Here is a 23,018-nt window from a genome sequence, read left to right as displayed (position 1 = left end):
CGCGAACCGGCCACGCGCGCCAGGGTGCGCCGGGGGCGCTGAAGCGGCGCGCGTCTCGAAGCGAGGGTTGGGGTGCCGGTGGCGTCCGGCGAGGAATGCCGGATTTCGGTAAACTCTCGACATCATGTGCGCCACGCCGGTTTCTTCCTCTTCTGCTTCATCCGTCCCCCGTTCTGCCGATCCGGCCCCGTCTGCCGGACCGCTCGCGCCTGCCGGCGCGCTGCTGCGCTGGCGCGGTGTCGAGCCCTACGAGGCGAGCTTCGCGGCAATGCGCGCGTTCACCGATGCACGGACCGCCGACACGTCCGACGAAATCTGGCTCGTCGAGCACCCGCCGGTGTTCACGCTGGGCCAGGCCGGTAATCCCGCGCATCTGCTCGCGGCCGACAGCGGCATTCCGCTCGTGAAGGTCGATCGCGGCGGACAGATCACGTACCACGGGCCGGGGCAGGTCGTCGCCTATCTGCTGCTCGATCTGCGCCGGCGCAAGCTGATGGTGCGCGAGCTTGTCACGCGTATCGAGCAGGCCGTGATCGACACGCTCGCAGCGTATAATCTCGCCGGGGAACGCAAGGCGGGTGCCCCGGGCATCTACGTCGCGCCCGGCGCGCACGCCGGTTCGCATGCCGGCGCGAAGATTGCGGCGCTCGGCCTGAAAATCCGCAATGGCTGCAGCTATCACGGCGTGAGCCTGAACGTGAAGATGGACCTGCGGCCGTTTCTGGCCATCAACCCGTGCGGGTACGCGGGGCTCGAAACCATCGACATGGCGGCGCTGGGCGCGAGTGCCGGCTGGGACGACGTAGCCCGCACACTGGCAGCCCGCCTCACCGCAAACATCGACGGCACGCCCGCCGCCGTCGCCCAACCGCAGGCCGGCGTCGAGACCGCCTGACTGGATCGAACCAATGACTGACGTTACCGCGAACCTCGCCGGCGCTGCCGCCCCGGATACCGCAGCGGCCGCCGCCGCGTATGACCCGAATGCCAAGCAGAAGGCGCAGGCCAAAACCGCGCGCATTCCGATCAAGGTCGTGCCGATCGAGAAGCTGAAGAAGCCCGACTGGATCCGCGTGAAGGCGGCCACCGGCAACTCGCGTTTCTACGAGATCAAGCAGATTCTGCGCGAGCACAACCTGCACACGGTCTGCGAGGAGGCCAGTTGCCCGAACATCGGCGAATGCTTCGGCAAGGGCACCGCCACCTTCATGATCATGGGCGACAAGTGCACGCGCCGCTGCCCGTTTTGCGACGTGGGCCACGGCCGTCCCGATCCGCTCGATGCCGACGAACCGCTCAATCTCGCGCGCACGATTGCGGCGCTGAAGCTGAAGTACGTCGTGATTACGAGCGTCGATCGCGACGATCTGCGCGACGGCGGAGCCGCGCATTTCGTCGAGTGCATTCGTCAGACGCGCGAGCTGTCGCCGGAGACGCGCATCGAAATCCTGACACCGGACTTTCGCGGCCGGCTGGATCGCGCGCTGGCGATCCTGAACGCCGCGCCGCCCGACGTGATGAATCACAACCTCGAAACGGTACCCCGGCTGTACAAGGAAGCGCGTCCCGGTTCGGACTATGCGCACTCGCTGAAGCTGCTGAAGGACTTCAAGGCGCTGCATCCGCACGTCGCGACGAAGTCCGGCCTGATGGTCGGCCTCGGCGAGACCGAAGAGGAAATCCTGCAGGTGATGCGCGATCTGCGCGAGCACGACGTGGACATGCTGACGATCGGCCAGTACCTGCAGCCGTCCGAGCACCATCTGCCGGTGCGCGCGTACGTGCACCCGGACACGTTCCGCATGTACGAGGAAGAAGCGTACAAGATGGGCTTCACGCATGCGGCCGTCGGCGCGATGGTGCGTTCGAGCTACCACGCGGACGTGCAGGCGCACGGCGCGGGCGTCGTCTGAGCGCGCGCGGCGGCGCAGCGCCGCATTCGCCGGACCCGCAAAAAAGCCCGCACGCGATGCGGGCTTTTTGTTGCTGCACGTTGCGCACGCGGCGCGGCGCCGCTCCGCAGCGTCGCGTCGATCAGGCAATGATCAGGCACTGATCAGGCAACGATCACGCGCGGCAGCTTCTTTTTCAGCGCTGGAAAATCGGCTGAATCGCCGGCCCGTTTGTTGGTGATCAGGATATCGATCTTTTCGGGCGGGCAATAGGCAATGCGGCTGCGCTGGCCGATCTTGCTGTAATCGGCGAGGATCACGACGCGGTCCGCGTTGGCCACCATCGCGCGCGCGACTTCGGCTTCGGACTGATCGTAGTTCGTCGCGCCGTGGCGCGCATCGATGCCGACCGGCGACAGCAGCGCGAGGTCGGCGCGGTAGCGGTGGATGTCGAGCACCGTCGAGCTGCCGCCCGTCGCCATCGCGCGGTCGCTGATCGCGCCGCCGAGCAGGATCACTTCGTTGGCCGCGTCGCCTTGCCGCTCGCCGGGGCCGCGCAGCTTCAGCGCAACGTCGATCGAGTTCGTCACGATCGTCAGGTTGGCGAGCTTCGCCAGTTCGTCGGCGAGCGCGGAAGTCGTCGTGCCGGCGTCGATGAACAGCGTCTGCCCGCTCGCGACCACGCCGGTGGCCGCGCGCGCGATCGCCGTTTTCGACTTCACGCGCGTATGCGCGCGCTCGGCGATCGGCGCTTCGTCGGCGGGCGTGATGGCGCCGCCGTGCACGCGGCGCAGTGCACCGAGCGCTTCGAGATCGAGCAGGTCGCGCCGGACCGTTTCGCGCGACACACCGAGGTCCGCCATGATCCGCTCAGTCGAAACGCGTTGCAGCGTCGACAGCAAAGCGCGAATTCTCTGGTGACGATCTTCCTGCCACATGCCGTTCTTCCTTTGCTGAACGAAGTTGTCCAAAGGCGATGTTGCCCGACCCCATCACTGACACAGCAATGTGTCGAAACAGTGTCAGGTGCGCGACTCTACCCGTTTTGTGTTGTATTTTTTTGTGGCCTTGCAAATTTGGGTATTTAAATTTAGCCTTCGCACATTATCGGCCTGACAGGCAATCCGAACACGGAATGTTCGAAAAGGAATTGAACCATCCCGTTTCGAACATCCGGCGTCGCGTCTGGCCAACCGCACGCAACAGACGGCCGCCATACTAAACTCGCGTTCATGTCCATGCGGATCGCGCACGGCGCACGGCGAGCGGCCATTCCGCTTGACTTCGAAGGTGTACAGACGTGGGAACTGGGATCGATCGTACCGGCGGCTGGCCGTATCCGCGGCTCGTCGCGCATCGCTGCGGCGGCACGCTGGCGCCTGAAAACACGCTCGCCGGCTTCGATGTGTGCGCGCGCCACGGTTACCGGATGGTCGAGTTCGACGCAAAACTGTCCGCCGACGACCAGATCTTCCTGCTGCACGACGACACGCTGGACCGCACCACCAATGGTCATGGGCCCGCCGCCGTCCAGCCGTGGGCGGCGCTCGCGCAGCTCGACGCCGGCGCGTGGCGCGATCCGCGCTTTGCCGGCGAGCGCCTGCCGACCCTTGCCGACACCGCGCAGCGCTGCGCGCGCGACGGCATCGCCGCCAACATCGAGATCAAGCCTTGCCCCGGCCGCGACGCGCTGACCGGACGCCTTGTCGCGCAAGCGGCGCAGCGTCTGTGGCAGGGGCAGCCGAGCGCGCCGCTGCTGTCGTCGTTCTCGCAGGAATCGCTCGCGGCGGCGCGCGACGCCGCGCCGGCGCTGCCGCGCGGCATGCTGTTCGAAGCGGTGCCGGCGGACTGGCGCCGGATCGTGCGCGAACTGGGCTGCGTGTCGCTGCACGCGAGCCACCGGTATCTGAGCGCGGCGCTGGTGGCCGAAATCCACGCGGAAGGGCTGCGCGTGCTCGCTTATACCGTGAACGATGTCGCGCGGGCGCAGTTGCTCGCGCAATGGGGCGTCGACATGATCTGCACCGACCGCCCCGACATGCTTCCCCCCGACCTGTCCGGCACGCCGCATCAGACGGCATAGACAGGGCCGGCGCGCCGCCTGCGCGGCGCGTCGCGACGGGGTGTCGCGGATCGCTTTCCTAACGTAGCAATTTTCGGCAGAGGATGGGAACGACTATGAACCGCACGTGGCTGAGCCGTGTTGTGTCGATCGGAGGTGTCGCGGGGCTGGCAGCGGCGAGTGCGGGCAGCGCGTTCGCCGCGCCGTCCGCGGCGCTCGTCGCCGCCGCGAAGCAGGAGGGGCAGCTCACCGTGATCGCGCTGCCGCACGACTGGTGCGGCTATGGCGCGATGATCGCCGACTTCGAAAAGAAGTATGGGATCAAGATCAACGAACTGAATCCGGATGCGGGCTCGGGCGACGAAATCGAGGCGATCAAGGCGAACAAGGGCAACAAGGGGCCGCAGGCGCCCGACGTGATCGACGTCGGCCTGTCGTTCGGGCCCTCCGCGAAAGCCGCCGGGCTGCTGCAGCCGTACAAGGTGTCGACGTGGAAGGACATTCCCGCCGACGAGAAGGATCCGGACGGCTACTGGTACGGCGATTACTATGGCGTGCTGTCGTTCGAAGTGAACGCCGACATGATCGACAAGGTGCCGCACGACTGGAGCGATCTGCAAAAGTCCGACTACCGCAACGCGGTGTCGCTCGCGGGCGATCCGCGTTCGGCGAATCAGGCGATCGAGGCGGTGTACGGCGCCGGCCTGTCCGCGGCAAAGGGCGATGCGGCGAAGGCCGACGCGGCGGGCCTCGCATTCTTCGCGAACCTGAACAAGAGCGGCAACTTCGTGCCGGTGATCGGCAAGGCGGCGTCGCTCGCGCAGGGCACGACGCCGATCATCGTGCGCTGGGACTACCTCGCCCTCGCCGACCGCGACACGTTGAAGGGCAACCCGAAGGTCGACGTGATCGTGCCGAAGACGGGCGTCGTGGCCGGCGTGTACGTGCAGGCGATCAGCGCGTACGCGCCGCATCCGAACGCGGCGAAGCTGTGGATGGAGTATCTGTACTCGGACGAAGGCCAGCTCGGCTGGCTGGCCGGCTACTGCCACCCGGTCCGCTTCAATGCGATGGTGGCGGCGAAGAAGGTGCCGGCCGCGCTGCTGGCGAAGCTGCCGCCGGCGCAGGCGTACAAGGCGGCCGTGTTCCCGAGCCTCGCTGCGCAGGACGCGTCGAAGAGCGCGATCACCCGGCAGTGGGATAGCGTGGTGGGCGCGAACGTCAAGTAAGACGAAACCAGACGGGCGCGCCGGCGCATCCGGACGATCGCGGCCGCGCGCGGGCGTCATCGCGTGCGGTTGCGGCGCGCGCCCGCTCGATCCAGGGTGATCTATGACCGCTTCAACGGATCTGATGCCGGCGCAGCCGGAGCCGGGCGCGTCGCCGGTTCCGACGCCGCGGGCGCCATCCCGGGCGTCCGGGCTGCTGGTGTGGCTCGGCGTTGCACCGTTCTTCGTGTTCGCGCTGCTGTTCCTGATCCTGCCGACCGGCTTTCTGATGGTCGGTGCGTTCCAGGACGCGCACGGTCATCTCACGCTCGCGAATTTCCGCGCGCTGTTCGAGCCGGACGTGCTCGACGCGTACTGGATCAGCTTCAAGGTCAGCGCCGCGTCGGCGCTGGGCGGTGCCGCACTCGGCCTGCTGCTCGCGTGGGCGGCCGTGCAGGGGCAGTTGCCGGGCTGGATTCGTCCGACCCTCATGACCTTCTCCGGTGTCGCGTCGAACTTCGCGGGCGTGCCGCTCGCGTTTGCGTTCATCTGCACGCTGGGGCGCGTCGGCCTCGTCACGCTGCTGCTCAGGAAATACCTCGGGCTGAACCTGTATGCGACCGGTTTCAGCATCCTGAGCTTCTCGGGTCTCACGCTGACGTATCTGTATTTCCAGATTCCGCTGATGGTGCTGATCATCACGCCCGCGCTCGACGGGCTGAAGCGCGAATGGCGCGAGGCCTGCGATTGCCTCGGCGGCACCGCGTTCCAGTACTGGCGGCACATCGCGCTACCGGTGCTGTGGCCGAGCGTGCTCGGCGCGACGCTGCTGCTGTTCGCGAACGCGTTCGGCGCGGTGGCGACCGCGTATGCGCTCACCGGCAGCTCGCTGAATATCGTGCCGATCCTGCTGTATGCGCAGATTCGCGGCGACGTGCTGCACAACCCGAATCTCGGCTACGCGCTCGCACTCGGGATGATCGTCGTGACGGGCCTGTCGAACGGCGGGTATATCTGGCTGCGCGCTCGCGCGGAGAGGGGGCGGCGATGAACCGGCAATCGCGCGTGGGAGCGTGGACGGCCGTGGTGGTCGGCTCGCTGTATTTCCTGATTCCGCTGATCGCGACGTTCGACTTCAGCCTGAAGATGCGCCGCGGCGAATACAGCTTCGCGGCCTACAAGGTCGTGCTGGCGGACACGCAGTTCCAGGCGTCGTTCGCCTACTCGGTCGCGATGGCGCTGCTGACGATCGTCGTCGGCGTGCTGCTGGTCGTGCCGACCGCGTACTGGGTGCGCCTGCGTCTGCCGAAGCTGCGGCCGGTCGTCGAGTTCATCACGCTGCTGCCGCTCGTGATTCCGGCGATCGTGATCGTGTTCGGCTATCTGCACATCTACAACAGCAGTTCGCTGCTGCCGTTCACCGGCAGCGACCGCGCGACCGACCTGCTGCTCGTGTTCGCGTATACGACGCTGTCGCTGCCGTACATGTACCGCTCGGTCGATGCGGGCCTCGCGTCGGTCGACGTGCGCACGCTGACCGAGGCCGCCGAGTGTCTCGGCGCGAACTGGCCGGCGATCCTGTTCAAGGTGATCTTTCCGAACATCCGCTCGGGCATCCTGTCGGGCGCGTTTCTGACGTTTGCGGTGGTGATCGGCGAGTTCACGATCGCGAGCCTGCTCGATCGGCCCGCGTTCGGTCCGTACCTGCAACTGATCGGCGCCAACCGTGCGTACGAGCCGTCGGCGCTTGCGATCATCGCGTTCGTGATCACGTGGGCGTCGATGGGACTGATCCAGGTGTTCGGTGCGGCGCGCGGTCCGGCGCGCCCGCTCGCCGGACGCAAACCCTGACGAATTGAGGCGGCACAGCATGGCATTCCTTGAAATCGAGAACCTGCACAAGGCGTTCGGGACGCACACCGCGCTGCATCACTTCGACATCGGGATCGAGCGCGGCGAATTCATCACGTTTCTCGGACCGTCGGGCTGCGGCAAGACGACCGTGCTGCGGATGATCGCCGGCTTCGAGTCGCCGACGCGCGGCGTGATCCGTCTCGGCGGACGCGACGTCACGCATCTGCGCACGCGGCAGCGTAACGTCGGCATGGTGTTTCAGTCGTACGCGCTGTTTCCGAACATGACGGTGGCGGACAACATCGGCTTCGGGCTGCGCGTCGCGCACCGGCCGCAGGAGGAGGTCCGCAAGCGGGTGGCCGAGATGCTCGACCTGATCAAGCTGCCGCAGCTCGGCGAGCGCTACCCGTGGCAACTGTCGGGCGGCCAGCAGCAGCGGGTGGCGCTGGCGCGCGCGCTCGCCGGCAAACCGCAGGTGCTGTTGCTCGACGAGCCGCTGTCGGCGCTCGATGCGAAAATCCGCATTTCGCTGCGACAGGACATTCGCGCGCTGCAGCGCGAACTCGGCATCACGTCGATCTTCGTGACTCACGACCAGGAGGAGGCGCTGTCGATTTCCGACCGCATCGTCGTGATGAACGAGGGGCGCGTCGAGCAGATCGGCACCTCGTCGGAGATCTACAACTATCCGCGCACGCGCTTCGTGGCGTCGTTTGTCGGCACGCTCAATATCCTGTCGGGACAGGTGATCGATCCGGCGAGCGGGCGCATGGCGGTGGACGGACAGGAGCTCGTGACGTCGCAGCCCTTGCCGGCGGGCGATGCCGGCCGGCAACGGCTGCTCGCGCTGCGCCCGGAGGCGATTGCTCTGGAGTCGCCGGCGGCGGGGCGCAACTCGCTGGCGGCGACGGTCGAGGACGTGAACTTCCTCGGCGCGATCGTGCGCATTCGCGCACGGATTCGCGACGCGGTGATTTCGCTCGACGTGTTCAACGATCCGAATCGCCGCTTGCCCGAGCGCGGCCAGCCGGTCGCGCTGGGTTTCTCGCACGAGAACCTGCTGGTGCTCGAAGAGGGTGCCTAGACGCGTCGTGCCGCTTACGGCGACGGCCGGCTGCTCACCGCACGCACGACAACCCCGAAGCGGCCGAACAGAATACGGTGCGCATCCATGCGGAAGATGCCTCCGCACCCTTCGGCACTGTCGAGGAACAGCGTTCGCGGTGGCAGCCCGGTGTCCGTCCGGTCGACCTGATACGTGCTCTGCAGCGTCGAGTCCGTATCCACGCTCGTCACGGTGAAGCCGGCGCGCGGTCTGCACGTATCGCCGTCGAAGGTTATCTCCCGGCGGGTGATCGTGATCTTCTGGCCGAGTAGTCGTCTGGCCGCCGGAATGCCATCGGAAATGTCGCTGTAGCCGACGACGTCCGTGACCGTCCAGGTTTCATAAAATGCGCGGGGTGTGGCCGGAGCGGCGAGGGCGTGCAGGCTCACGCCGAGCGTCGAGCAAAGAACAAGCGCACGGATCTTCATCGGCATGGCGCGTTGGCAAAACGCGCAGGCTAGCATTTATCGTGTGACGGTTTTCGATCGTCGGAAAAATAGGACGAAACGCTCGCTTTTTCCTACGCGACCACCGCGCGCCACTTAACAATCCTTAACGGTAAAACCGATACGATGCACCTAAGATGAAGTCGTGGGCGTTGCAGTGACCTTGACCGTACCGAACGCCCACGCAGAACTAGACTCCGATATGGCTTTGAGAAGGCCTTCCCGCTCCAGGGAAGGCTTTTTTTTGCCCGCGACGCACGGGTGGCCGGCGGCGGCCATCGTTCACGCCGTCGCCGTTCTCGCTGTCCGGCTTTCCGGAAACCCCGATCCCCCGCGGCAGAGAAATCCGGAAATCCGGACGCGTCTGACTTGTCCTGGACAAAATTCCGTTAAAAATCATAGGCAAATGCGTCTTTTGCGCTGGCATCGACCTTGCAAAACCCAAGCGTGGCCGTCACGGCCCGACAACTACATCACGGAGACATCGATGCCCGACACCCCGTTCCCTCTTTTCTGAATCCGTCGTCTCGTCGCGGCCCGTTGCCGTGCGCAGGCGCAACGTCGATTCGTTCGCATGGATGCACAGCGTGGCAGGCCTCCAGGCTCACCCACATCGCAGGAATTAACGTGAAGAAACCTCTCTATCAAGTGCTCTACGTCCAGGTGATCGCCGCGATCATCGTCGGCATCGCGCTCGGTCATTATTCGCCGGCCTTCGCGGTCGACATGAAGCCGTTCGGCGACGCGTTCATCAAGCTGATCAAGATGGTGATCGGGCCGATCATCTTCTGCACCGTCGTGACCGGCATTGCCGGCATGCAGGACATGAAGAAGGTCGGTCGCGTCGGCGGCAAGGCGCTGCTGTACTTCGAAGTCGTGTCGACCTTCGCGCTGCTGCTCGGCCTGATCGCAACCCACGTGCTGAAACCGGGCGCCGGCTTCAACGTCGATCCGGCCACGCTCGACGGCAACGCGGTCGCCTCGTTTGCCGCCAAAGCGCACGGCCAGAGCACGGTCGACTTTCTGATGCACATCATCCCGGGCACGATCACCGATGCGTTCGCGCAAGGCGAAATCCTGCAGATCCTGCTGATTGCGCTGCTGTTCGGCAGCGTGCTCGCGACGCTCGGCCCGCGCGGCAAGCCCGTTACCGATCTGATCGAAAGCCTGTCGAGCGTGCTGTTCGGCGTCGTGCGCATCGTCACGAAGCTCGCGCCGATCGGCGCATTCGGCGCGATGGCGTTCACCATCGGCAAGTACGGGATCGGCTCGCTGCTGCCGATGCTCAAGCTGATCGGCACGTTCTATCTGACCTCGGTGCTGTTCGTCGTCGTCGTGCTCGGCGCGATTGCGCGGCTGGTCGGCTTCAACGTGCTGCGCTTCATCGCGTACATCAAGGAGGAAATGCTGATCGTGCTCGGCACGAGTTCCTCAGAGGCCGCGCTGCCGCAACTGATGCAAAAGCTCGAGCGGCTCGGCTGTTCGCGCTCGGTGGTCGGGCTTGTCGTGCCGACCGGCTATTCCTTCAACCTCGACGGCACCAACATCTATATGACGATGGCCGTGCTGTTCATCGCGCAGGCGACCAACACCGACCTCACGCTCACGCAGCAGCTCACGCTGCTCGCCGTGACGATGCTCACCTCCAAGGGGGCAAGCGGCGTGACCGGCGCCGGCTTCATCACGCTCGCGGCGACGCTCGCAGTCGTGCCGACCATTCCGCTTGCCGGCATGGTGCTGATTCTCGGCATCGACCGCTTCATGAGCGAGTGCCGCGCGCTGACGAACATCGTCGGCAACGGCGTTGCGACGGTCGTCGTGTCCGCATGGGAGAAGGAGCTCGACCGCAGCAAGCTGCGCGCGACGCTGCACGGCCTCGCGCCGGCCAGCGAGACGGCGACTGAAACCGCAGGCGCATGAACGGGCGCGGTGCGCGGTGGCGCACCGGCGGATGCCGGCGGCCCGCACGCGGGTGCGCCGGTTCTTGCGCCACGCCCGATGTGCCACAATAGCCGCACCCCTCCACCGGAATCTGTCAACGTGACGCGCCGCCTGCTGATTCTCTTCGCGCTCGTCGCCGGGCTCGTGGTGGCGTGCGGTCTCACCTGGCATGTCACGTGGCAGCGCGGTATCGCGAGCTTGCAGCGCAACGCGTCGGCGCGGGCCGACCGGACCGCCGGTGCGCTGAAGAGCACGCTCGAACGATACGAATCGCTGCCTTATCTGCTCGGCGAACATCCGTTCGTGCAGCAGGCGCTCGTCGCGCCGACCCCGCAAAACGTCGCACGCGCCAACGGCTACCTCGAAGACCTCAATCTGCGTGCGCGCGCGACCGCGACCTACATCATCCAGGCCGACGGCCTGTGCGTCGCCGCGAGCAACTGGCGCGAGCCGCAGAGTTTCGTGGGCGTCGAGTACCGGTTTCGCCCGTATTTCGTCGAAGCGATGAAGGGCGGCGTCGGGCGCTTTTTCGGCATCGGCACGATCTCGCATGATCCGGGCTACTACGTTTCGCAGCCGGTGCGGCTCGGCGGCAAGATCGTCGGCGTCGCGGTCGTCAAGCTGAACCTCGAATGGTTTCAGGGCGCGGACGCGTCGGAGCCGCTCATCGTCACCGACGATCACGGCGTGATCTTCCTGTCCTCGGTGCCGGCGTGGAAATATCACACGGTGCGCCCGCTGTCCGGCGCCGTCGCCGATTCCATCTATCAGACGCGCCAGTACGCGCAGCAGGACCTCGCACCGCTGCCCGTGACGATCGAGCGCGTCCTGGCGGACCACGCGCAGATCGTGCGCATCGGCGGCGGCCGTTATGCGCCGCGCTATCTCGCGTCGCGCCGCGCGATGGGCGAGCCCGACTGGCATCTGATCACGATGGCGAGTGTCGAGCCGGTCGATACCGACGCGCGCAACGCGGCGATCGTCGCGGGCCTCGCCTATGTGTCGCTGTGGCTGCTCGCGTTTTACTGGCGAATGCGGCGCGCGCGTATTCGCGAAGTGCTGCGCAGCCGCGCGCTGCTGCAACGCGCCTATGCCGAGTTGAACCAGCGCGTTGCCGAGCGCACCGCGGATCTGTCGCAGGCCAACGAACAGTTGACGCGCGAGGTGAGCGAGCGCATCCGCGCCGAGCAGGAGCTGCGCGCGGCGCACGACGAGCGGGTCCAGACCAGCAAGCTCGCCGCGCTCGGGCAGATGGCCGCCGGGATCACGCACGAGCTGAACCAGCCGCTCGCCGCGCTGCGCGGCTTTTCGGACAACACACGAGTGCTGCTCGAACGCGGCGATCAGGCGGCCGCGCAGGAGAACCTCGCAGCGATCGCAGCCCTCACCGAGCGGATGGGCAAGATCACGAACCAGCTGAAGCTGTTCGTCGGCCGTGCGCGGCCGCGCAACGCCTGCGCGCCGCTCGCGCGCGCGCTGCAGAACGTGCGGACGCTGCTGCAGCGCCGCCTGCAGGGCGTCGAGGTCGCGTGCACGCTGGGCGACGAACACGCCGGCGCGCGCGGCGAATTCGATCCGTCGCACGCGCACCCGGACCTGGTCGTGCATTGCGATGACCTGCGGCTCGAACAGGTGCTGATCAATCTGCTGGGCAATGCGCTGGATGCGATCGTCGACGTGCCGGCGCCGCGCATCGGCATCGCGATCGAGGTGGCGGAAACGACGCTGTCGGTCGCCGTGCGCGACAATGGTCCGGGTATCCCGGAAGACGTGCTGCCGCGGCTTTTCGAGCCGTTTTTCACGACGAAGGAGATGGGCCAGGGACTCGGGCTCGGGCTTGCGATTGCGTCGTCGATCGCGCGCGATGCCGGCGGCTCGCTCACGGCGTGCAACGCGCCGGACGGCGGCGCGCTGTTCGTGCTGACGTTGCGCCGCTCGCGGGTGCCGGCGGCCGACTCGCTTGCGGCGGGCCACTGACGGCGCGCGCCGATGTTTCGGAACAGGTAACGAAGATGGTCAACACCAGTCTGGCAGTGCTGTATATCGAGGACGACGAACTGGTGCGCCGCGCCAGCGTGCAAAGCCTGCAGCTCGCCGGTTTCGACGTGACGGGACACGCGTCGGCCGAGGCGGCCATGCGCGCGGTCCATGCCGGGTTTCCCGGCGTGATCGTGAGCGATATCCGCCTGCCCGGCATGAGCGGGCTCGACCTGCTCGCGCAATGCCGCGAGCGCGCACCGGACGTGCCGGTGATCCTCGTGACAGGCCACGGCGACATCTCGATGGCCGTGCAGGCGATGCGCGACGGCGCTTACGACTTCATCGAAAAGCCGTTCGCGTCGGAGCGGCTGATCGAAACGGTACGCCGCGCGCTCGAACGGCGCACGCTGGTGCTCGAAAACCTTGCGTTGCGCCGCGAGCTGGCCGGGCAACAGACGGTCGCGCCGCGCATCATCGGGCGCAGTCCCGCGATCGAGCAGGTGCGGCGGCTGATCGCCAACATCGCGCCGACCGACGCGTCCGTGCTGATCAATGGCGATACCGGCGCCGGCAAGGAGCTGATCGCGCGCAGCCTGCACGAGCTGTCGCCGCGGCGCGACAAGCCGTTCATCGCGGTCAACTGCGGCGCGCTGCCGGAGCCGATGTTCGAATCGGAGATGTTCGGCTACGAGCCGGGCGCGTTCACCGGCGCCGCGCGGCGCCGGATCGGCAAGCTCGAACATGCATCGGGCGGCACGCTTTTCCTCGACGAAATCGAAAGCATGCCGCCGGGGCTGCAGGTGAAGCTGCTGCGGGTGCTGCAGGACGGCGTGCTGGAGCGGCTCGGCTCGAACCAGTCGATCCGCGTCAATTGCCGGATCGTCGCGGCGGCCAAGGGCGACATGCTGGAACTCGTTGCGGCCGGCGTCTTCCGCCGCGACCTGCTGTACCGGCTGAATGTCGTGACGATCGCGCTGCCGCCGCTCGCCGAGCGTCGCGAAGACATCGTGCCGCTTTTCGAGCATTTCCTGCTGGATGCGGCCGTGCGCTACGAGCGGCCCGCGCCGATCCTCACCGATCGCCAGCGCGCAAGCCTGATGCAGCGCGACTGGCCCGGCAACGTCCGGGAATTGCGCAACGCGGCCGATCGTCTCGTGCTGGGCGTCGCCGAGGATGGCGCACCGGCGGCTACCGACGCGGCGGACGACTCGCAGTCGCTCAAGGAGCGCGTCGAGCAGTTCGAGCGCGCGGTGATCGCGCAGGCGCTCGAGCAGGTGAACGGCGTCGTGGCGGCCGCAGCCGACCGCCTGCAGCTCGGCAAGGCGACCCTCTACGAGAAGATCAAGCGCTATGGCCTCGCGGCCCGCGGCGACGGCGAACGCTGACGTCGGTGCCGTACAAACGCCACCCGCCGGCAGCGGGGACCCGCTGCCGGCGCGTGGAGGGAGCCTGGCCGGTCTGCGTCAGACCGTGTTGTTCAATGCTTTCTGGAGCAACTGGTCGAGTTCGGTGAACTGGGGTTCGCCCACATAGCGCTTCAGGATCTTGCCGTTGCGGTCGACGACGAACGTGGTCGGGGTGAGCTGCACGTTGCCGAACTGCTTCGCGGCGGAGCCGTCGTCCATCGCCACCTTGAACGGCAGGTGACGCGTCTCGCTGTAGTTCATCACGTACATCGGCGCGTCGTAATTCATGGCGACCGCGACGAATTCCAGTCCCTGCCCCTTGAACCGGTCATAGGTCTGGATCATCTTCGGCATTTCCTGCATGCAGGTGTCGCAGTTGGTCGCCCAGAAGTTGACGAGGTAGACCTTGCCCTTCAGCTCCGCCGTGGTCAGTTTCTGGCCGGACAGCAGCGTGAAGGTGGCGTTGGGCACCTGCTGCTGGTTGTTGAACGCGAAGTAGCCCGCGACCGCAATGGCGCCGGCGACGAGCGCCGCCGCGAGGTAGTACAGCGGGCGAGCGCGCAGGGAGACGGGAGTAGGGCTCATGTGCAGGACCTCGGGATGCGTGAGCGACGCACGGAATATCGCGCGGCTTATTGTAGCGCCAATCCCGGCCGGCGGCGGCGCGCAAACCTTCGGCGGATAATGGGGTTTTCCGTCGTCATATGTTGGCCGGGCCGGTGGTCCGCCAGGAGACTCATGCGCCGACTCGCTTTGCTGCTCCGCTCGACCCGCGTCCGCTTCGCCGCGGGGCTTCTGTGCCTGTCGGCGGGGGTTGCCGCGCTTGCCGCGTGTTCGCCGGCCTACGACTGGCGCACGGTGACGAGCGAGCAGAACGGCTATACGGTCGCGCTGCCCGCGAAGCCGCACGAGGATGCACGCGAGATCGACATTGACGGCACGTCGATGCCGATGGCGATGCAAACCGCCGAGGCGGGCGGCGGCGTATTTGCGATCGGCACGCTGACGCTGCCGTCGGACGATCCGGCGCTGCGGCGCAAGGCGCTCGATTTCCTGCGCGACGGGCTTGCGCGCAACGTGGGCGCGGCGCCGGACGCACAGCCCGTGCAGGTGCCGGTTGCTGGCGGCGGCTCCGTGGCGGGACTCGCGATGACCGTCAGCGGCAAGGCCGGCGCGAAGCAGCAAACGCGTCTGATCTACGCCCGTCTTGCCGCGCGGGACCGGCGTGTGTATCAGGTGGCGATCATTGCCCGGGCACCGCTGCCACAGGAACAGGTCGACCAGTTTTTTGGTTCGTTCACGCTTCACTGAGCGACCGGATGCGTATCGCGCGGGTGACGTAGATCGCCTCGCAAACTGAAAGTTCCTCCGTAACTTGTCGAGCTAACAGACGGATTTGGCAGGGATTTCCCGTTTTACCCGGCCGTCCTGTGGATAACTTTGTGGAAAAACGGCGGCCGATTCGCGGAAATGCCCGTCATGCGGGCATTCCATCGGGCTCCATGTACGCGGGATCAAATGTAAAGCGTATAAAAATCAATAAGTTGGGTGATCCAGGGTAAACCTGCGCTTTCGACACGGGCCGATATATCGATCCGACTCCTATGTGCATAAGTCAAGTCTTGACAGTTATTTTTTCGCTTGTTCCCACGCGCTAACTGCCGTCCAGTGCACGACGGTACTGGACCGCTTCGGCGATCTGCGCGCTGCTGGGCATGCTGTCGCCGGAGAGGTCCGCAATGGTCCGCGCGACCTTGAGAACCCGGTAGTAAGTGCGCGCAGACCAGCCGAAGCGCTCGCCCGCTTCGCGCAGCAGGGCTTCGCCGGCGGGGTCGGGGCGGCACACCGCGTCGACCTCGCGACCATTGAGTTCGCGATTCGCTTTGCCCTGGCGCACGTGCTGCCGCTCGCGTGCGGCGCTCACCCGGGCGGAAATGGCCGCGCTGCCTTCGCTTGCGCTGACCTGGCGGGCGGACAGCTCCGCCGGCGCGAGCGCGGGCATTTCGATCTGGATGTCGATGCGATCCAGCAGCGGTCCTGACAGCTTGCGCCGATAGCGCGCGGCCACTTCGGGCGTGCAGCGGCAGCGGCCGTTCGGGTCGCCGCGCCAGCCGCACGGGCAGGGGTTCATGGCTGCGATCAACTGGCAGGCGGCGGGGAAGTCGGTTTGCCGGGCTGCCCGCGAAATGGTGATCCGACCCGCTTCGAGCGGTTCGCGCAGCGTTTCGAGCACGTGCCGGTCGAATTCGGGCAATTCGTCGAGGAATAGCACGCCCAGATGCGCGAGCGTGATTTCCCCGGGCTGCGGCGGGTTGCGGCCGCCGACCAGCGCCGCCGCGCTGGACGAATGATGGGGCGCGCGAAATGGCCGCCGGCGCCATTGCGCGCGGGAGAATCCCGTCGAGCTGGCCGAAAGCAGTGCGGCGCAGACGAGCGCTTCGTCGTCGGACAGCGGCGGGAGCAACCCCGGCAAGCGTGCCGCGAGCATTGACTTGCCGGCGCCCGGCGGCCCGATCATCAGCATGTGATGTCCGCCGGCGGCGGCCACTTCGAGCGCGCGCCGCGCGCCGCGCTGGCCGATCACGTCCGCCATGTCGGGCAGCGGGCTCGCCGCCGTGGTGTCGGGCGGCGGTGCGGTGGCGGGCCGCAGCCGGCTGTCCTCGGCGCCCGCGAGATGCGCGCATAGCGACGGCAGATCGGCCGCCCCATAGACGTCGACGCCCGGGACGAGCGCCGCTTCGGCCGCATTGGCGGCGGGCAGATAGAGCTCGGGGGCGTGCGGCGCGCCGTTGCGCGCGGTGCCGCACGCCATCGCGAACGCGCCGCGCATCGGCCGCAACGCGCCCGAGAGCGACAGTTCGCCCGCGAATTCGCGATGTGCGAGCGCCTCGGCCGGAATCTGTCCGCTTGCCGCGAGGATGCCGAGCGCAATCGGCAAATCGAAGCGGCCCGATTCCTTCGGCAGATCGGCGGGCGCGAGGTTGACGGTGATGCGGCGTACCGGGAAGTCGAAGCCGCAGTTCTGCAGCGCGGCGCGCACGCGCTCGCGGCTCTCGCGTACTTCGAGGTCGGGCAGGCCGACGATAGAAAAAGAAGGCAATCCGTTGGCGAGGTGCACCTCGACGGTGACCTCCGGCGCGCGGCCAGCAGCCGGCGCGCGGCTGCGAACCACGGCAAGCGACATGTTTCCTCCTGAAAGCCGGCGCGTTTGCGGCGCCGCCAGCCTCTCAAAGCACGCGTGACTTCACGGCCGCCTGCCGTTCTGGTGGCGCGCGACGTTACTGCGCGTGCGATGCGAGCAGCTTCTGCTCGAGCTCCGCGACGCGCTGCTCCAGCTCTTCGAGCCGCGCGCGCGTGCGCACCAGCACCTGGGTCTGCGTGTCGAATTCGTCGCGCGTCACCAGATCGAGCTTTGAAAAGCCCTGCGACAGCATGGCTTTGACGTTGCGCTCGACATCCTTCGCCGGCGAGTTGCGCAGCAGGTCGCTCACGCGGGCCTGCAGATCATTGAAGACGTCGTTTGGCTGCTTCATGGTGTTCCCCTTGATGCACAAAAAATGTGCATATGTCGTTGCGCCTGTGCCCCGAAATCGCTCGTGACCGATCCTGGTGCATGTGATCTCGCGATGCGCCCGGGCATGACCGCCTTTGGTGCGCGTTGTCCCGCCCGGACCCTGCGGACACTCTAACAACGATCCACGCGACGCGCCACCGCGCCCCGGCTGCGTTGGCCGTACGGCCAGGGGCGGGCGTGCGCAGCGCATTCCGCGATTTTCGAGCGCATTGGACCGCAACATGGCATGCGAGTTGCTGTTACTGCCCCGCGCGCATCGGCGGGATTTTTTTCCGCCTGTGCATCGACGCAGCGTGGGCACATCGCTGAGCGTTGACGCAACAGTTCAGGGGAACAGGTCAGCAAACAGGTTACGCAACCGGGTTACGCAACTACAGCGAGGATTTTCATGAAACTGATTACCGCAATCATCAAGCCGTTCAAGCTCGATGAGGCGCGCGAAGCCTTGTCGGCCATCGGCGTCTCGGGGATCACGGTGACCGAGGTGAAAGGCTTTGGGCGTCAGAAAGGCCACACCGAGTTGTACCGCGGCGCCGAGTACGTGGTCGATTTCCTGCCGAAGGTGAAGATCGAGGCCGCGGTCTCGGACGACATCGTCGATCAGGCCATCGAGGCGCTCGAGCGCGCTGCGCGCACCGGCAAGATCGGCGACGGCAAGATCTTCGTCACGCCGATCGAACAAGTGATCCGCATTCGCACCGGGGAGACCGGGGCGGACGCCCTGTAATACAAGACAGCGACAAAGAGGAAACGAAGATGCGCAAATTATTGATGTCCTTGCTGATGGCCGGATCGCTGCTCGTGGGCGGCATCGGCGCCGCCCTCGCGGACGACGCTTCGGCACCTGCAGCCGCCTCCGCGGCGGCCGACACGACGGCAAGCGCACCTGCCGCGCCGGCCGCTTCCGCCCCTGCCGCGCCGGCTGCTTCCGCGCCGGCCGACGCGTCGGCTGCCGCCGCTGCGGCTGCCGCACCGGCCGCGCCGACCGCACCGTTCATGGTCGACTCGTCGAAGATCAACTCCGGCGACACCGCGTGGATGCTGACCTCCACCGCGCTCGTGCTGTTCATGACGATCCCCGGTCTCGCGCTCTTCTACGGCGGCATGGTCCGCAAGAAGAACGTGCTCGCGACGCTGATGCAAAGCTTCGCGATCACCTGCGTGGTGTCGATCGTCTGGGTGGTGATCGGCTATAGCATCGCGTTCACGCCAGGGGGCTCGTTCATCGGCGGATTCTCGCGCGTGATGCTCGCCGGGATGGCCTACATCAAGGGCGACAAGGCGACCACGCTGACGGTGAGCCACCTCGCGCCGACGATCCCGGAAACGGTCTACTGCGTGTATCAGATGACCTTCGCGATCATCACGCCGGCGCTGATCACGGGTGCGTTCGCGGATCGCATGAAGTTCTCGGCGATGCTCGTGTTCATGACGCTGTGGTCGGTCATCGTCTACTCGCCGATCGCGCACATGGTCTGGGAACCGACCGGCTGGCTGGCTGCGGCGGGCATCCTCGACTTCGCGGGCGGCACGGTGGTGCACATCAACGCGGGTATCGCGGGCCTCGTCTGCTGTCTGGTGCTCGGCAAGCGGGTGGGCTACGGCAAGGAAATCATGGCGCCGCACAACCTCGTGCTGACGCTGGTCGGCGCGGCGATGCTGTGGGTGGGCTGGTTCGGCTTCAACGCGGGTTCGGCGGTGGCGGCGGACGGCCGTGCCGGCTTCGCGATGCTCGCGACGCAAGTGGCGACCGCAGCGGCCGCGCTCGGCTGGATGTTCGCCGAGTGGATCGCGAAGGGCAAGCCGTCGGCACTGGGTATCGCATCGGGTGCGGTGGCGGGTCTCGTGGCGATTACGCCGGCTTCGGGTTTCGTCGGCGTCGGCGGCTCGCTCGTGATCGGCGTGGCGGCAGGCGTGATCTGCTTCTGGTCGGCCACGTGGCTGAAGGGCAAGTTCGGCTATGACGATTCGCTCGACTGCTTCGGCGTGCACGGCATCGGCGGTATCGTCGGCGCGCTGCTGACCGGCGTGTTCGCGGTCAAGGACATCGGCGGCGCCGACGGCAGCGTGATCCTGCAGGCGAAGGGCGTGCTGACCACGCTGATCTACAGCGGTGTCGTCAGCTTCATCCTGCTGAAGGTGATCGACATGGTGATGGGCCTGCGCGTCTCGGAAGAGGAAGAGCGCGAAGGTCTGGACGTGAGCCTGCACGGCGAGCACGTCGAATAAGACCCCGAGGTTTCCAGGGATAAACGGTTCACGTAGCAAGCACAGCGACTTTGGCCCGCCTTCCGGCGGGCCTTTTCTTTGGGCGGGACGCCGGGCTTTCGCCGGCATGCGGACTATCGGCGCGATAGCAAGAATGCATATGCACAGGGTTGCGAACGGAGAAACCGTCCCCAGTTAGGCCCTGCAATTGCTCTACAATCGTTTCCTCCAGTCTGCGAGTGATCCATGGTTCCGCACCTCGTTACGGCGTTAAACGGCCCGCTGCTCGACCTCGAGCGGAAGATCCTCGACGCCACGCCCGCGATCGAGCGCTGGTTCCGGCTCGAATGGCAGGAACACACGCCGCCGTTCTATTGTTCGGTCGACCTGCGCAATGCGGGTTTCAAGCTCGCGCCAGTCGACACGAACCTGTTCCCGGGCGGCTTCAACAACCTGCCGCTCGAAGTGTTGCCGCTGGCGGTGCAGGCGGCCATGGCGTCGATCGAGAAAATCTGTCCGGACGCGAAAAACCTGCTGGTGATCCCCGAGCGGCACACGCGCAATGCGTTCTACCTCGAAAACGTCGCGCGGCTCGCGGCGATCATGCGCCAGGCGGGGCTGAACGTGCGCTTCGGCACGCTCGACGAGGGGATCGCCGGGCCGGTGACGATCACGCTGTCGGACGGGCAGAAGATCGTGCTCGAACCGCTCGAACGCTCCGCGCGCCGGCTCGGGCTGAAGAACTTCGATCCGTGCTCGATTCTGCTGAACAATGACCTGTCGGGCGGCATCCCGCCGGTCCTCGAAAACCTGCACGAGCAGTATCTGCTGCCGCCGCTGCACGCCGCATGGGCGGTGCGCCGCAAGTCGACGCATTTCGCGTGCTATGACGACGTCGCGAAGAAGTTCGCGAAGCTGGTCGAAATCGATCCGTGGATGATCAACCCGTACTTTGCGCACGTCGAGGGTGTCGATTTTCCGGCGCACACCGGCGAGGAAGCGCTCGCCGATGCCATCGACGGCGTGCTGAAGAAGGTTGCGAAGAAGTATCGCGAATACGGCATCGCGGAGAAGCCGTACGTCGTGATCAAGTCGGACGCCGGCACGTACGGGATGGGCGTGACGACGGTGCACGACGCGTCCGAAGTCGCCGCGCTCACGAGCCGCGAGCGCGCGAAAATGGCCACCACGAAAGACGGCCTCGACGTGCACGACGTGATCGTGCAGGAAGGCGTGTACACGTTCGAGCGTATCGGCGAGGAAGTGGCGGAGCCGGTGGTCTACATGATCGACCGGTACGTGGTGGGCGGCTTCTACCGGGTGCACGGCAGCCGCGAGCGCGACCAGAATCTCAATGCGCCCGGCATGCACTTCGTGCCGCTCGGCTTCGAGCACACCGCGCTGCCCGACGCGCACGCGAAGCCCGGCGCCGCGCCGCCGAACCGCTTCTACATGTACGGCGTCGTCGCGCGGCTCGGCTTGCTGGCGGCGTCGGTCGAGCTGGAGAAGACCGATCCGGAGGCGATCCAGGTCTGAGCGGCGTCAGCGCGCGCCGCGGCTTCGCGGTATCGTACCGCCTGCAGGCGCGCTCCCGCTCCCTCCCGATTAACGTATGACGTGCCGTCCCGAACGGATGGACGAGGATGCCCATGGATATTCTGTTTATTGCCGATCCGCTCGATCACTTCAAGATCTACAAGGATTCGACCTACGCGATGATGGCCGAGGCGGCCGCGCGCGGACACCGGCTGTATGCGTGCGAGCCGTCGCATCTCGCGTGGGTGAGCGGCGGCGACGTCGAGGCGGCGGTGCGGCCGTTCGGGATCGTCGGCGCGCTGGAGGATCGCCATCGCTCGCCGTGGTATGCCGCGCAGCCGGTCGTCACGCGCGCGCTGACAAGCTTCGACGCGGTGCTGATGCGCAAGGATCCGCCGTTCGGCATGGAGTACGTGACGTCGACGTGGCTGCTCGAACTGGCCGAGCGTCAGGGCGCGCGCGTGTTCAACCGGCCGCAGGCGATCCGCGACCACTCCGAGAAGCTCGCGATCGGCGAGTTCCGCCAGTTCGTGTCGCCGACCCTGGTGACGCGCGACGCGCAGCGCTTGCGCGCGTTTCATGCGGAGCATGGCGACGTGATCCTGAAGCCGCTCGACGGCATGGGCGGCATGGGCGTGTTCCGCGTGAAGGCGGACGGGATGAACCTCGGGTCGATCGTCGAAATGCTCAGTCACGACGGCGAGCGCTCGGTGATGGCGCAGAAGTTCATCCCGGAGATCCGCGATGGCGACAAGCGGATCCTGCTGATCGACGGCAAGGCGGTGCCCTATGCGCTCGCGCGCATCCCGCAGGGCAACGAGGTGCGCGGCAATCTGGCGGCGGGCGGCGTCGGGCGCGCACAGCCGCTCAGCGCGCGCGACGAGGAGATCGCCGCCACGCTGGGACCGGTGCTCGCCGCGCGCGGTCTGCTGCTGGTCGGGCTCGACGTGATCGGCGACTGGCTGACGGAAGTCAACGTCACGAGTCCGACCTGCTTTCGTGAAATCATGGATCAGACCGGCTTCGACGTCGCGGCGATGTTCGTCGACGCGCTCGAGCGGGCGGCGGCCGCGCCGCGCTGACACGGGCCGGCCGCCGCACCGGGCGCGCGCGAAGCGGCGAAAAGCGGCGAAAAGCAGGCTGTTACAATGTGGAGCTTGCGGCGGGCGTCACCTGTCACCCGGTCATCCGGCCGGGTGACGGCGCGCGCCGCTCGGACCCCCGGACCATCGGCCGGTCGAGGGGTGACTGGCGGGCGTCCGCCCGGGCCACGCGTAAGGGCCGTTTTTTGCAGCAAGACTGACATGGCAGGCATTCTGATCATTGCGCACGCGCCGCTCGCGACCGCGTTGCGCGACTGTATCGCTCATGTTTACGGCGGCTTGCCGGCGCGAATCGGTGCGATCGACGTGTCGCCGGACTGCGATCCCGTCCAGGTCGTCGCGTTCGCGCATGCGGAGATCGAGCGGCTTCGCGAGGACAACGGTGCGCTCGTGCTGACCGACATGTTCGGCGCGACGCCGTCGAACATCGCCGCACGCCTCGCATCGCTGCCGGACGTGCGCGTGCTGGTCGGCGTGAATCTGCCGATGCTGCTGCGCGCGGTCTGCTACCGCGCGACGCCGCTCGGCACGCTGGTCGAAAAGGCGCTCGACGGCGCCACGAAGGGCGTGCAGACCATCGCGCCGGGCACGCCGGCGCCAGTCGCGCCGCCCTGTCCGGGCGACTGCCTGCCGGCCGCGCCGCCGCGATCCTGAGGCCCGCACGCGGCCAGGCGCGAGCCTGAAGTTTTCAACGCTTTATTTG

The 23,018-nt window shown here is 66.7% G+C and carries 21 protein-coding genes; 16 read left to right on the top strand and 5 right to left on the bottom strand.

From position 1 onward, the window contains the following. The first annotated feature begins 124 nt into the window (after positions 1-124). On the top strand, positions 125-895 hold the full coding sequence (gene lipB / locus AC3AP7_RS14855; RefSeq protein WP_475761659.1) for a lipoyl(octanoyl) transferase LipB: 771 nt from the start codon (positions 125-127) through the stop codon (positions 893-895). 13 nt (positions 896-908) lie between these two features. Continuing rightward, entirely contained in the window at positions 909-1,913 is a 1,005-nt protein-coding gene (gene lipA, locus AC3AP7_RS14850; protein ID WP_475761661.1) for a lipoyl synthase, read from the top strand. Between the two features lie 143 nt (positions 1,914-2,056). On the opposite strand, the gene AC3AP7_RS14845 is transcribed toward lipA, so the two are convergent. Beyond that, positions 2,057-2,830, bottom strand: coding sequence for a DeoR/GlpR family DNA-binding transcription regulator (locus AC3AP7_RS14845; protein ID WP_475761663.1), 774 nt, complete (start codon positions 2,828-2,830; stop codon positions 2,057-2,059). Positions 2,831-3,192: 362 nt separating this feature from the next. Here AC3AP7_RS14845 and ugpQ point away from each other — a divergent pair, with 362 nt between their 5' ends. The 5 genes from ugpQ (at position 3,193) to AC3AP7_RS14820 (ending at position 8,100) form a co-directional block, all read left to right on the top strand. Next, a complete protein-coding gene (ugpQ, locus tag AC3AP7_RS14840) occupies positions 3,193-3,975 on the top strand; it encodes a glycerophosphodiester phosphodiesterase (RefSeq protein WP_475761665.1) in 783 nt (260 codons plus the stop codon). Between the two features lie 95 nt (positions 3,976-4,070). Continuing rightward, positions 4,071-5,183 (top strand): ABC transporter substrate-binding protein, encoded by a 1,113-nt coding sequence (locus AC3AP7_RS14835; RefSeq protein ID WP_475761667.1) that lies wholly within the window; start codon positions 4,071-4,073, stop codon positions 5,181-5,183. Positions 5,184-5,286: 103 nt separating this feature from the next. After that, on the top strand, positions 5,287-6,213 hold the full coding sequence (locus tag AC3AP7_RS14830) for an ABC transporter permease (RefSeq protein ID WP_475761669.1): 927 nt from the start codon (positions 5,287-5,289) through the stop codon (positions 6,211-6,213). Next, positions 6,210-7,013 carry an ABC transporter permease gene (locus tag AC3AP7_RS14825; RefSeq protein ID WP_475761671.1) on the top strand — a complete coding sequence of 268 codons (804 nt, stop codon included), beginning with the start codon at positions 6,210-6,212 and terminating at the stop codon, positions 7,011-7,013. The genes AC3AP7_RS14830 and AC3AP7_RS14825 overlap by 4 nt, the downstream gene beginning before the upstream one ends. A gap of 19 nt (positions 7,014-7,032) precedes the next feature. Further along, entirely contained in the window at positions 7,033-8,100 is a 1,068-nt protein-coding gene (locus AC3AP7_RS14820) for an ABC transporter ATP-binding protein (RefSeq protein ID WP_475761673.1), read from the top strand. A 14-nt stretch (positions 8,101-8,114) separates the two neighbouring features. Here the strand turns inward: AC3AP7_RS14820 and AC3AP7_RS14815 are convergent, their stop codons facing one another. Continuing rightward, a complete protein-coding gene (locus AC3AP7_RS14815) occupies positions 8,115-8,555 on the bottom strand; it encodes a hypothetical protein (RefSeq protein WP_475761675.1) in 441 nt (146 codons plus the stop codon). Between the two features lie 639 nt (positions 8,556-9,194). On the opposite strand from AC3AP7_RS14815, the gene AC3AP7_RS14810 reads away from it, so the two are divergent. The 3 genes from AC3AP7_RS14810 (at position 9,195) to AC3AP7_RS14800 (ending at position 13,873) form a co-directional block, all read left to right on the top strand. Further along, entirely contained in the window at positions 9,195-10,487 is a 1,293-nt protein-coding gene (locus tag AC3AP7_RS14810; protein ID WP_475761677.1) for a dicarboxylate/amino acid:cation symporter, read from the top strand. Positions 10,488-10,565: 78 nt separating this feature from the next. Beyond that, a complete protein-coding gene (locus AC3AP7_RS14805; protein WP_475761679.1) occupies positions 10,566-12,485 on the top strand; it encodes a sensor histidine kinase in 1,920 nt (639 codons plus the stop codon). Positions 12,486-12,520: 35 nt separating this feature from the next. After that, positions 12,521-13,873 carry a sigma-54-dependent transcriptional regulator gene (locus AC3AP7_RS14800; protein WP_475761682.1) on the top strand — a complete coding sequence of 451 codons (1,353 nt, stop codon included), beginning with the start codon at positions 12,521-12,523 and terminating at the stop codon, positions 13,871-13,873. Positions 13,874-13,951: 78 nt separating this feature from the next. Here the strand turns inward: AC3AP7_RS14800 and AC3AP7_RS14795 are convergent, their stop codons facing one another. Next, entirely contained in the window at positions 13,952-14,479 is a 528-nt protein-coding gene (locus AC3AP7_RS14795) for a TlpA disulfide reductase family protein (protein ID WP_475761684.1), read from the bottom strand. A 153-nt stretch (positions 14,480-14,632) separates the two neighbouring features. On the opposite strand from AC3AP7_RS14795, the gene AC3AP7_RS14790 reads away from it, so the two are divergent. Next, entirely contained in the window at positions 14,633-15,205 is a 573-nt protein-coding gene (locus tag AC3AP7_RS14790) for a hypothetical protein (protein WP_475761686.1), read from the top strand. A gap of 343 nt (positions 15,206-15,548) precedes the next feature. Here the strand turns inward: AC3AP7_RS14790 and AC3AP7_RS14785 are convergent, their stop codons facing one another. Both AC3AP7_RS14785 and AC3AP7_RS14780 read right to left on the bottom strand, forming a co-directional pair. Then, positions 15,549-17,078: a YifB family Mg chelatase-like AAA ATPase gene (locus AC3AP7_RS14785; protein WP_475761689.1), complete on the bottom strand. Its 1,530-nt coding sequence runs from the start codon at positions 17,076-17,078 to the stop codon at positions 15,549-15,551. A gap of 94 nt (positions 17,079-17,172) precedes the next feature. Then, positions 17,173-17,427 (bottom strand): accessory factor UbiK family protein, encoded by a 255-nt coding sequence (locus tag AC3AP7_RS14780; RefSeq protein WP_475761691.1) that lies wholly within the window; start codon positions 17,425-17,427, stop codon positions 17,173-17,175. A gap of 429 nt (positions 17,428-17,856) precedes the next feature. Between AC3AP7_RS14780 and AC3AP7_RS14775 the strand changes: the two genes are divergently transcribed. The 5 genes from AC3AP7_RS14775 to AC3AP7_RS14755 all read left to right on the top strand — a co-directional run bounded on the left by AC3AP7_RS14775 (position 17,857) and on the right by AC3AP7_RS14755 (position 22,969). Beyond that, complete coding sequence (locus tag AC3AP7_RS14775) at positions 17,857-18,195, top strand: P-II family nitrogen regulator (protein WP_006048089.1); 339 nt, start codon at positions 17,857-17,859, stop codon at positions 18,193-18,195. Positions 18,196-18,224: 29 nt separating this feature from the next. Beyond that, a complete protein-coding gene (locus AC3AP7_RS14770) occupies positions 18,225-19,697 on the top strand; it encodes an ammonium transporter (RefSeq protein ID WP_475761697.1) in 1,473 nt (490 codons plus the stop codon). A 225-nt stretch (positions 19,698-19,922) separates the two neighbouring features. Continuing rightward, positions 19,923-21,212 (top strand): glutamate--cysteine ligase, encoded by a 1,290-nt coding sequence (gshA, locus tag AC3AP7_RS14765; protein WP_475761699.1) that lies wholly within the window; start codon positions 19,923-19,925, stop codon positions 21,210-21,212. A gap of 113 nt (positions 21,213-21,325) precedes the next feature. Beyond that, positions 21,326-22,294 (top strand): glutathione synthase, encoded by a 969-nt coding sequence (gene gshB, locus AC3AP7_RS14760; protein WP_475761701.1) that lies wholly within the window; start codon positions 21,326-21,328, stop codon positions 22,292-22,294. 222 nt (positions 22,295-22,516) lie between these two features. Continuing rightward, positions 22,517-22,969: a PTS sugar transporter subunit IIA gene (locus AC3AP7_RS14755; protein WP_475761703.1), complete on the top strand. Its 453-nt coding sequence runs from the start codon at positions 22,517-22,519 to the stop codon at positions 22,967-22,969. Positions 22,970-23,018 lie beyond the last annotated feature (49 nt).

This window comes from Paraburkholderia sp. PAMB 6770 (assembly GCF_057748135.1).
This window is presented reverse-complemented; position numbering and strand designations above follow the sequence as displayed.

Excerpts from the sequence above, each read along its gene's own strand:
- lipB (WP_475761659.1), top strand. The coding sequence starts at position 125 with ATGTGCGCCACGCCGGTTTCTTCCTCTTCTGCTTCATCCGTCCCCCGT.
- lipA (WP_475761661.1), top strand. The coding sequence starts at position 909 with ATGACTGACGTTACCGCGAACCTCGCCGGCGCTGCCGCCCCGGATACC.
- AC3AP7_RS14845 (WP_475761663.1), bottom strand. The coding sequence starts at position 2,830 with ATGTGGCAGGAAGATCGTCACCAGAGAATTCGCGCTTTGCTGTCGACG.
- AC3AP7_RS14835 (WP_475761667.1), top strand. The coding sequence starts at position 4,071 with ATGAACCGCACGTGGCTGAGCCGTGTTGTGTCGATCGGAGGTGTCGCG.
- AC3AP7_RS14830 (WP_475761669.1), top strand. The coding sequence starts at position 5,287 with ATGACCGCTTCAACGGATCTGATGCCGGCGCAGCCGGAGCCGGGCGCG.
- AC3AP7_RS14825 (WP_475761671.1), top strand. The coding sequence starts at position 6,210 with ATGAACCGGCAATCGCGCGTGGGAGCGTGGACGGCCGTGGTGGTCGGC.
- AC3AP7_RS14820 (WP_475761673.1), top strand. The coding sequence starts at position 7,033 with ATGGCATTCCTTGAAATCGAGAACCTGCACAAGGCGTTCGGGACGCAC.
- AC3AP7_RS14815 (WP_475761675.1), bottom strand. The coding sequence starts at position 8,555 with ATGCCGATGAAGATCCGTGCGCTTGTTCTTTGCTCGACGCTCGGCGTG.
- AC3AP7_RS14805 (WP_475761679.1), top strand. The coding sequence starts at position 10,566 with ATGTGCCACAATAGCCGCACCCCTCCACCGGAATCTGTCAACGTGACG.
- AC3AP7_RS14800 (WP_475761682.1), top strand. The coding sequence starts at position 12,521 with ATGGTCAACACCAGTCTGGCAGTGCTGTATATCGAGGACGACGAACTG.
- AC3AP7_RS14795 (WP_475761684.1), bottom strand. The coding sequence starts at position 14,479 with ATGAGCCCTACTCCCGTCTCCCTGCGCGCTCGCCCGCTGTACTACCTC.
- AC3AP7_RS14790 (WP_475761686.1), top strand. The coding sequence starts at position 14,633 with ATGCGCCGACTCGCTTTGCTGCTCCGCTCGACCCGCGTCCGCTTCGCC.
- AC3AP7_RS14785 (WP_475761689.1), bottom strand. The coding sequence starts at position 17,078 with ATGTCGCTTGCCGTGGTTCGCAGCCGCGCGCCGGCTGCTGGCCGCGCG.
- AC3AP7_RS14780 (WP_475761691.1), bottom strand. The coding sequence starts at position 17,427 with ATGAAGCAGCCAAACGACGTCTTCAATGATCTGCAGGCCCGCGTGAGC.
- AC3AP7_RS14775 (WP_006048089.1), top strand. The coding sequence starts at position 17,857 with ATGAAACTGATTACCGCAATCATCAAGCCGTTCAAGCTCGATGAGGCG.
- AC3AP7_RS14770 (WP_475761697.1), top strand. The coding sequence starts at position 18,225 with ATGCGCAAATTATTGATGTCCTTGCTGATGGCCGGATCGCTGCTCGTG.
- gshA (WP_475761699.1), top strand. The coding sequence starts at position 19,923 with ATGGTTCCGCACCTCGTTACGGCGTTAAACGGCCCGCTGCTCGACCTC.
- gshB (WP_475761701.1), top strand. The coding sequence starts at position 21,326 with ATGGATATTCTGTTTATTGCCGATCCGCTCGATCACTTCAAGATCTAC.
- AC3AP7_RS14755 (WP_475761703.1), top strand. The coding sequence starts at position 22,517 with ATGGCAGGCATTCTGATCATTGCGCACGCGCCGCTCGCGACCGCGTTG.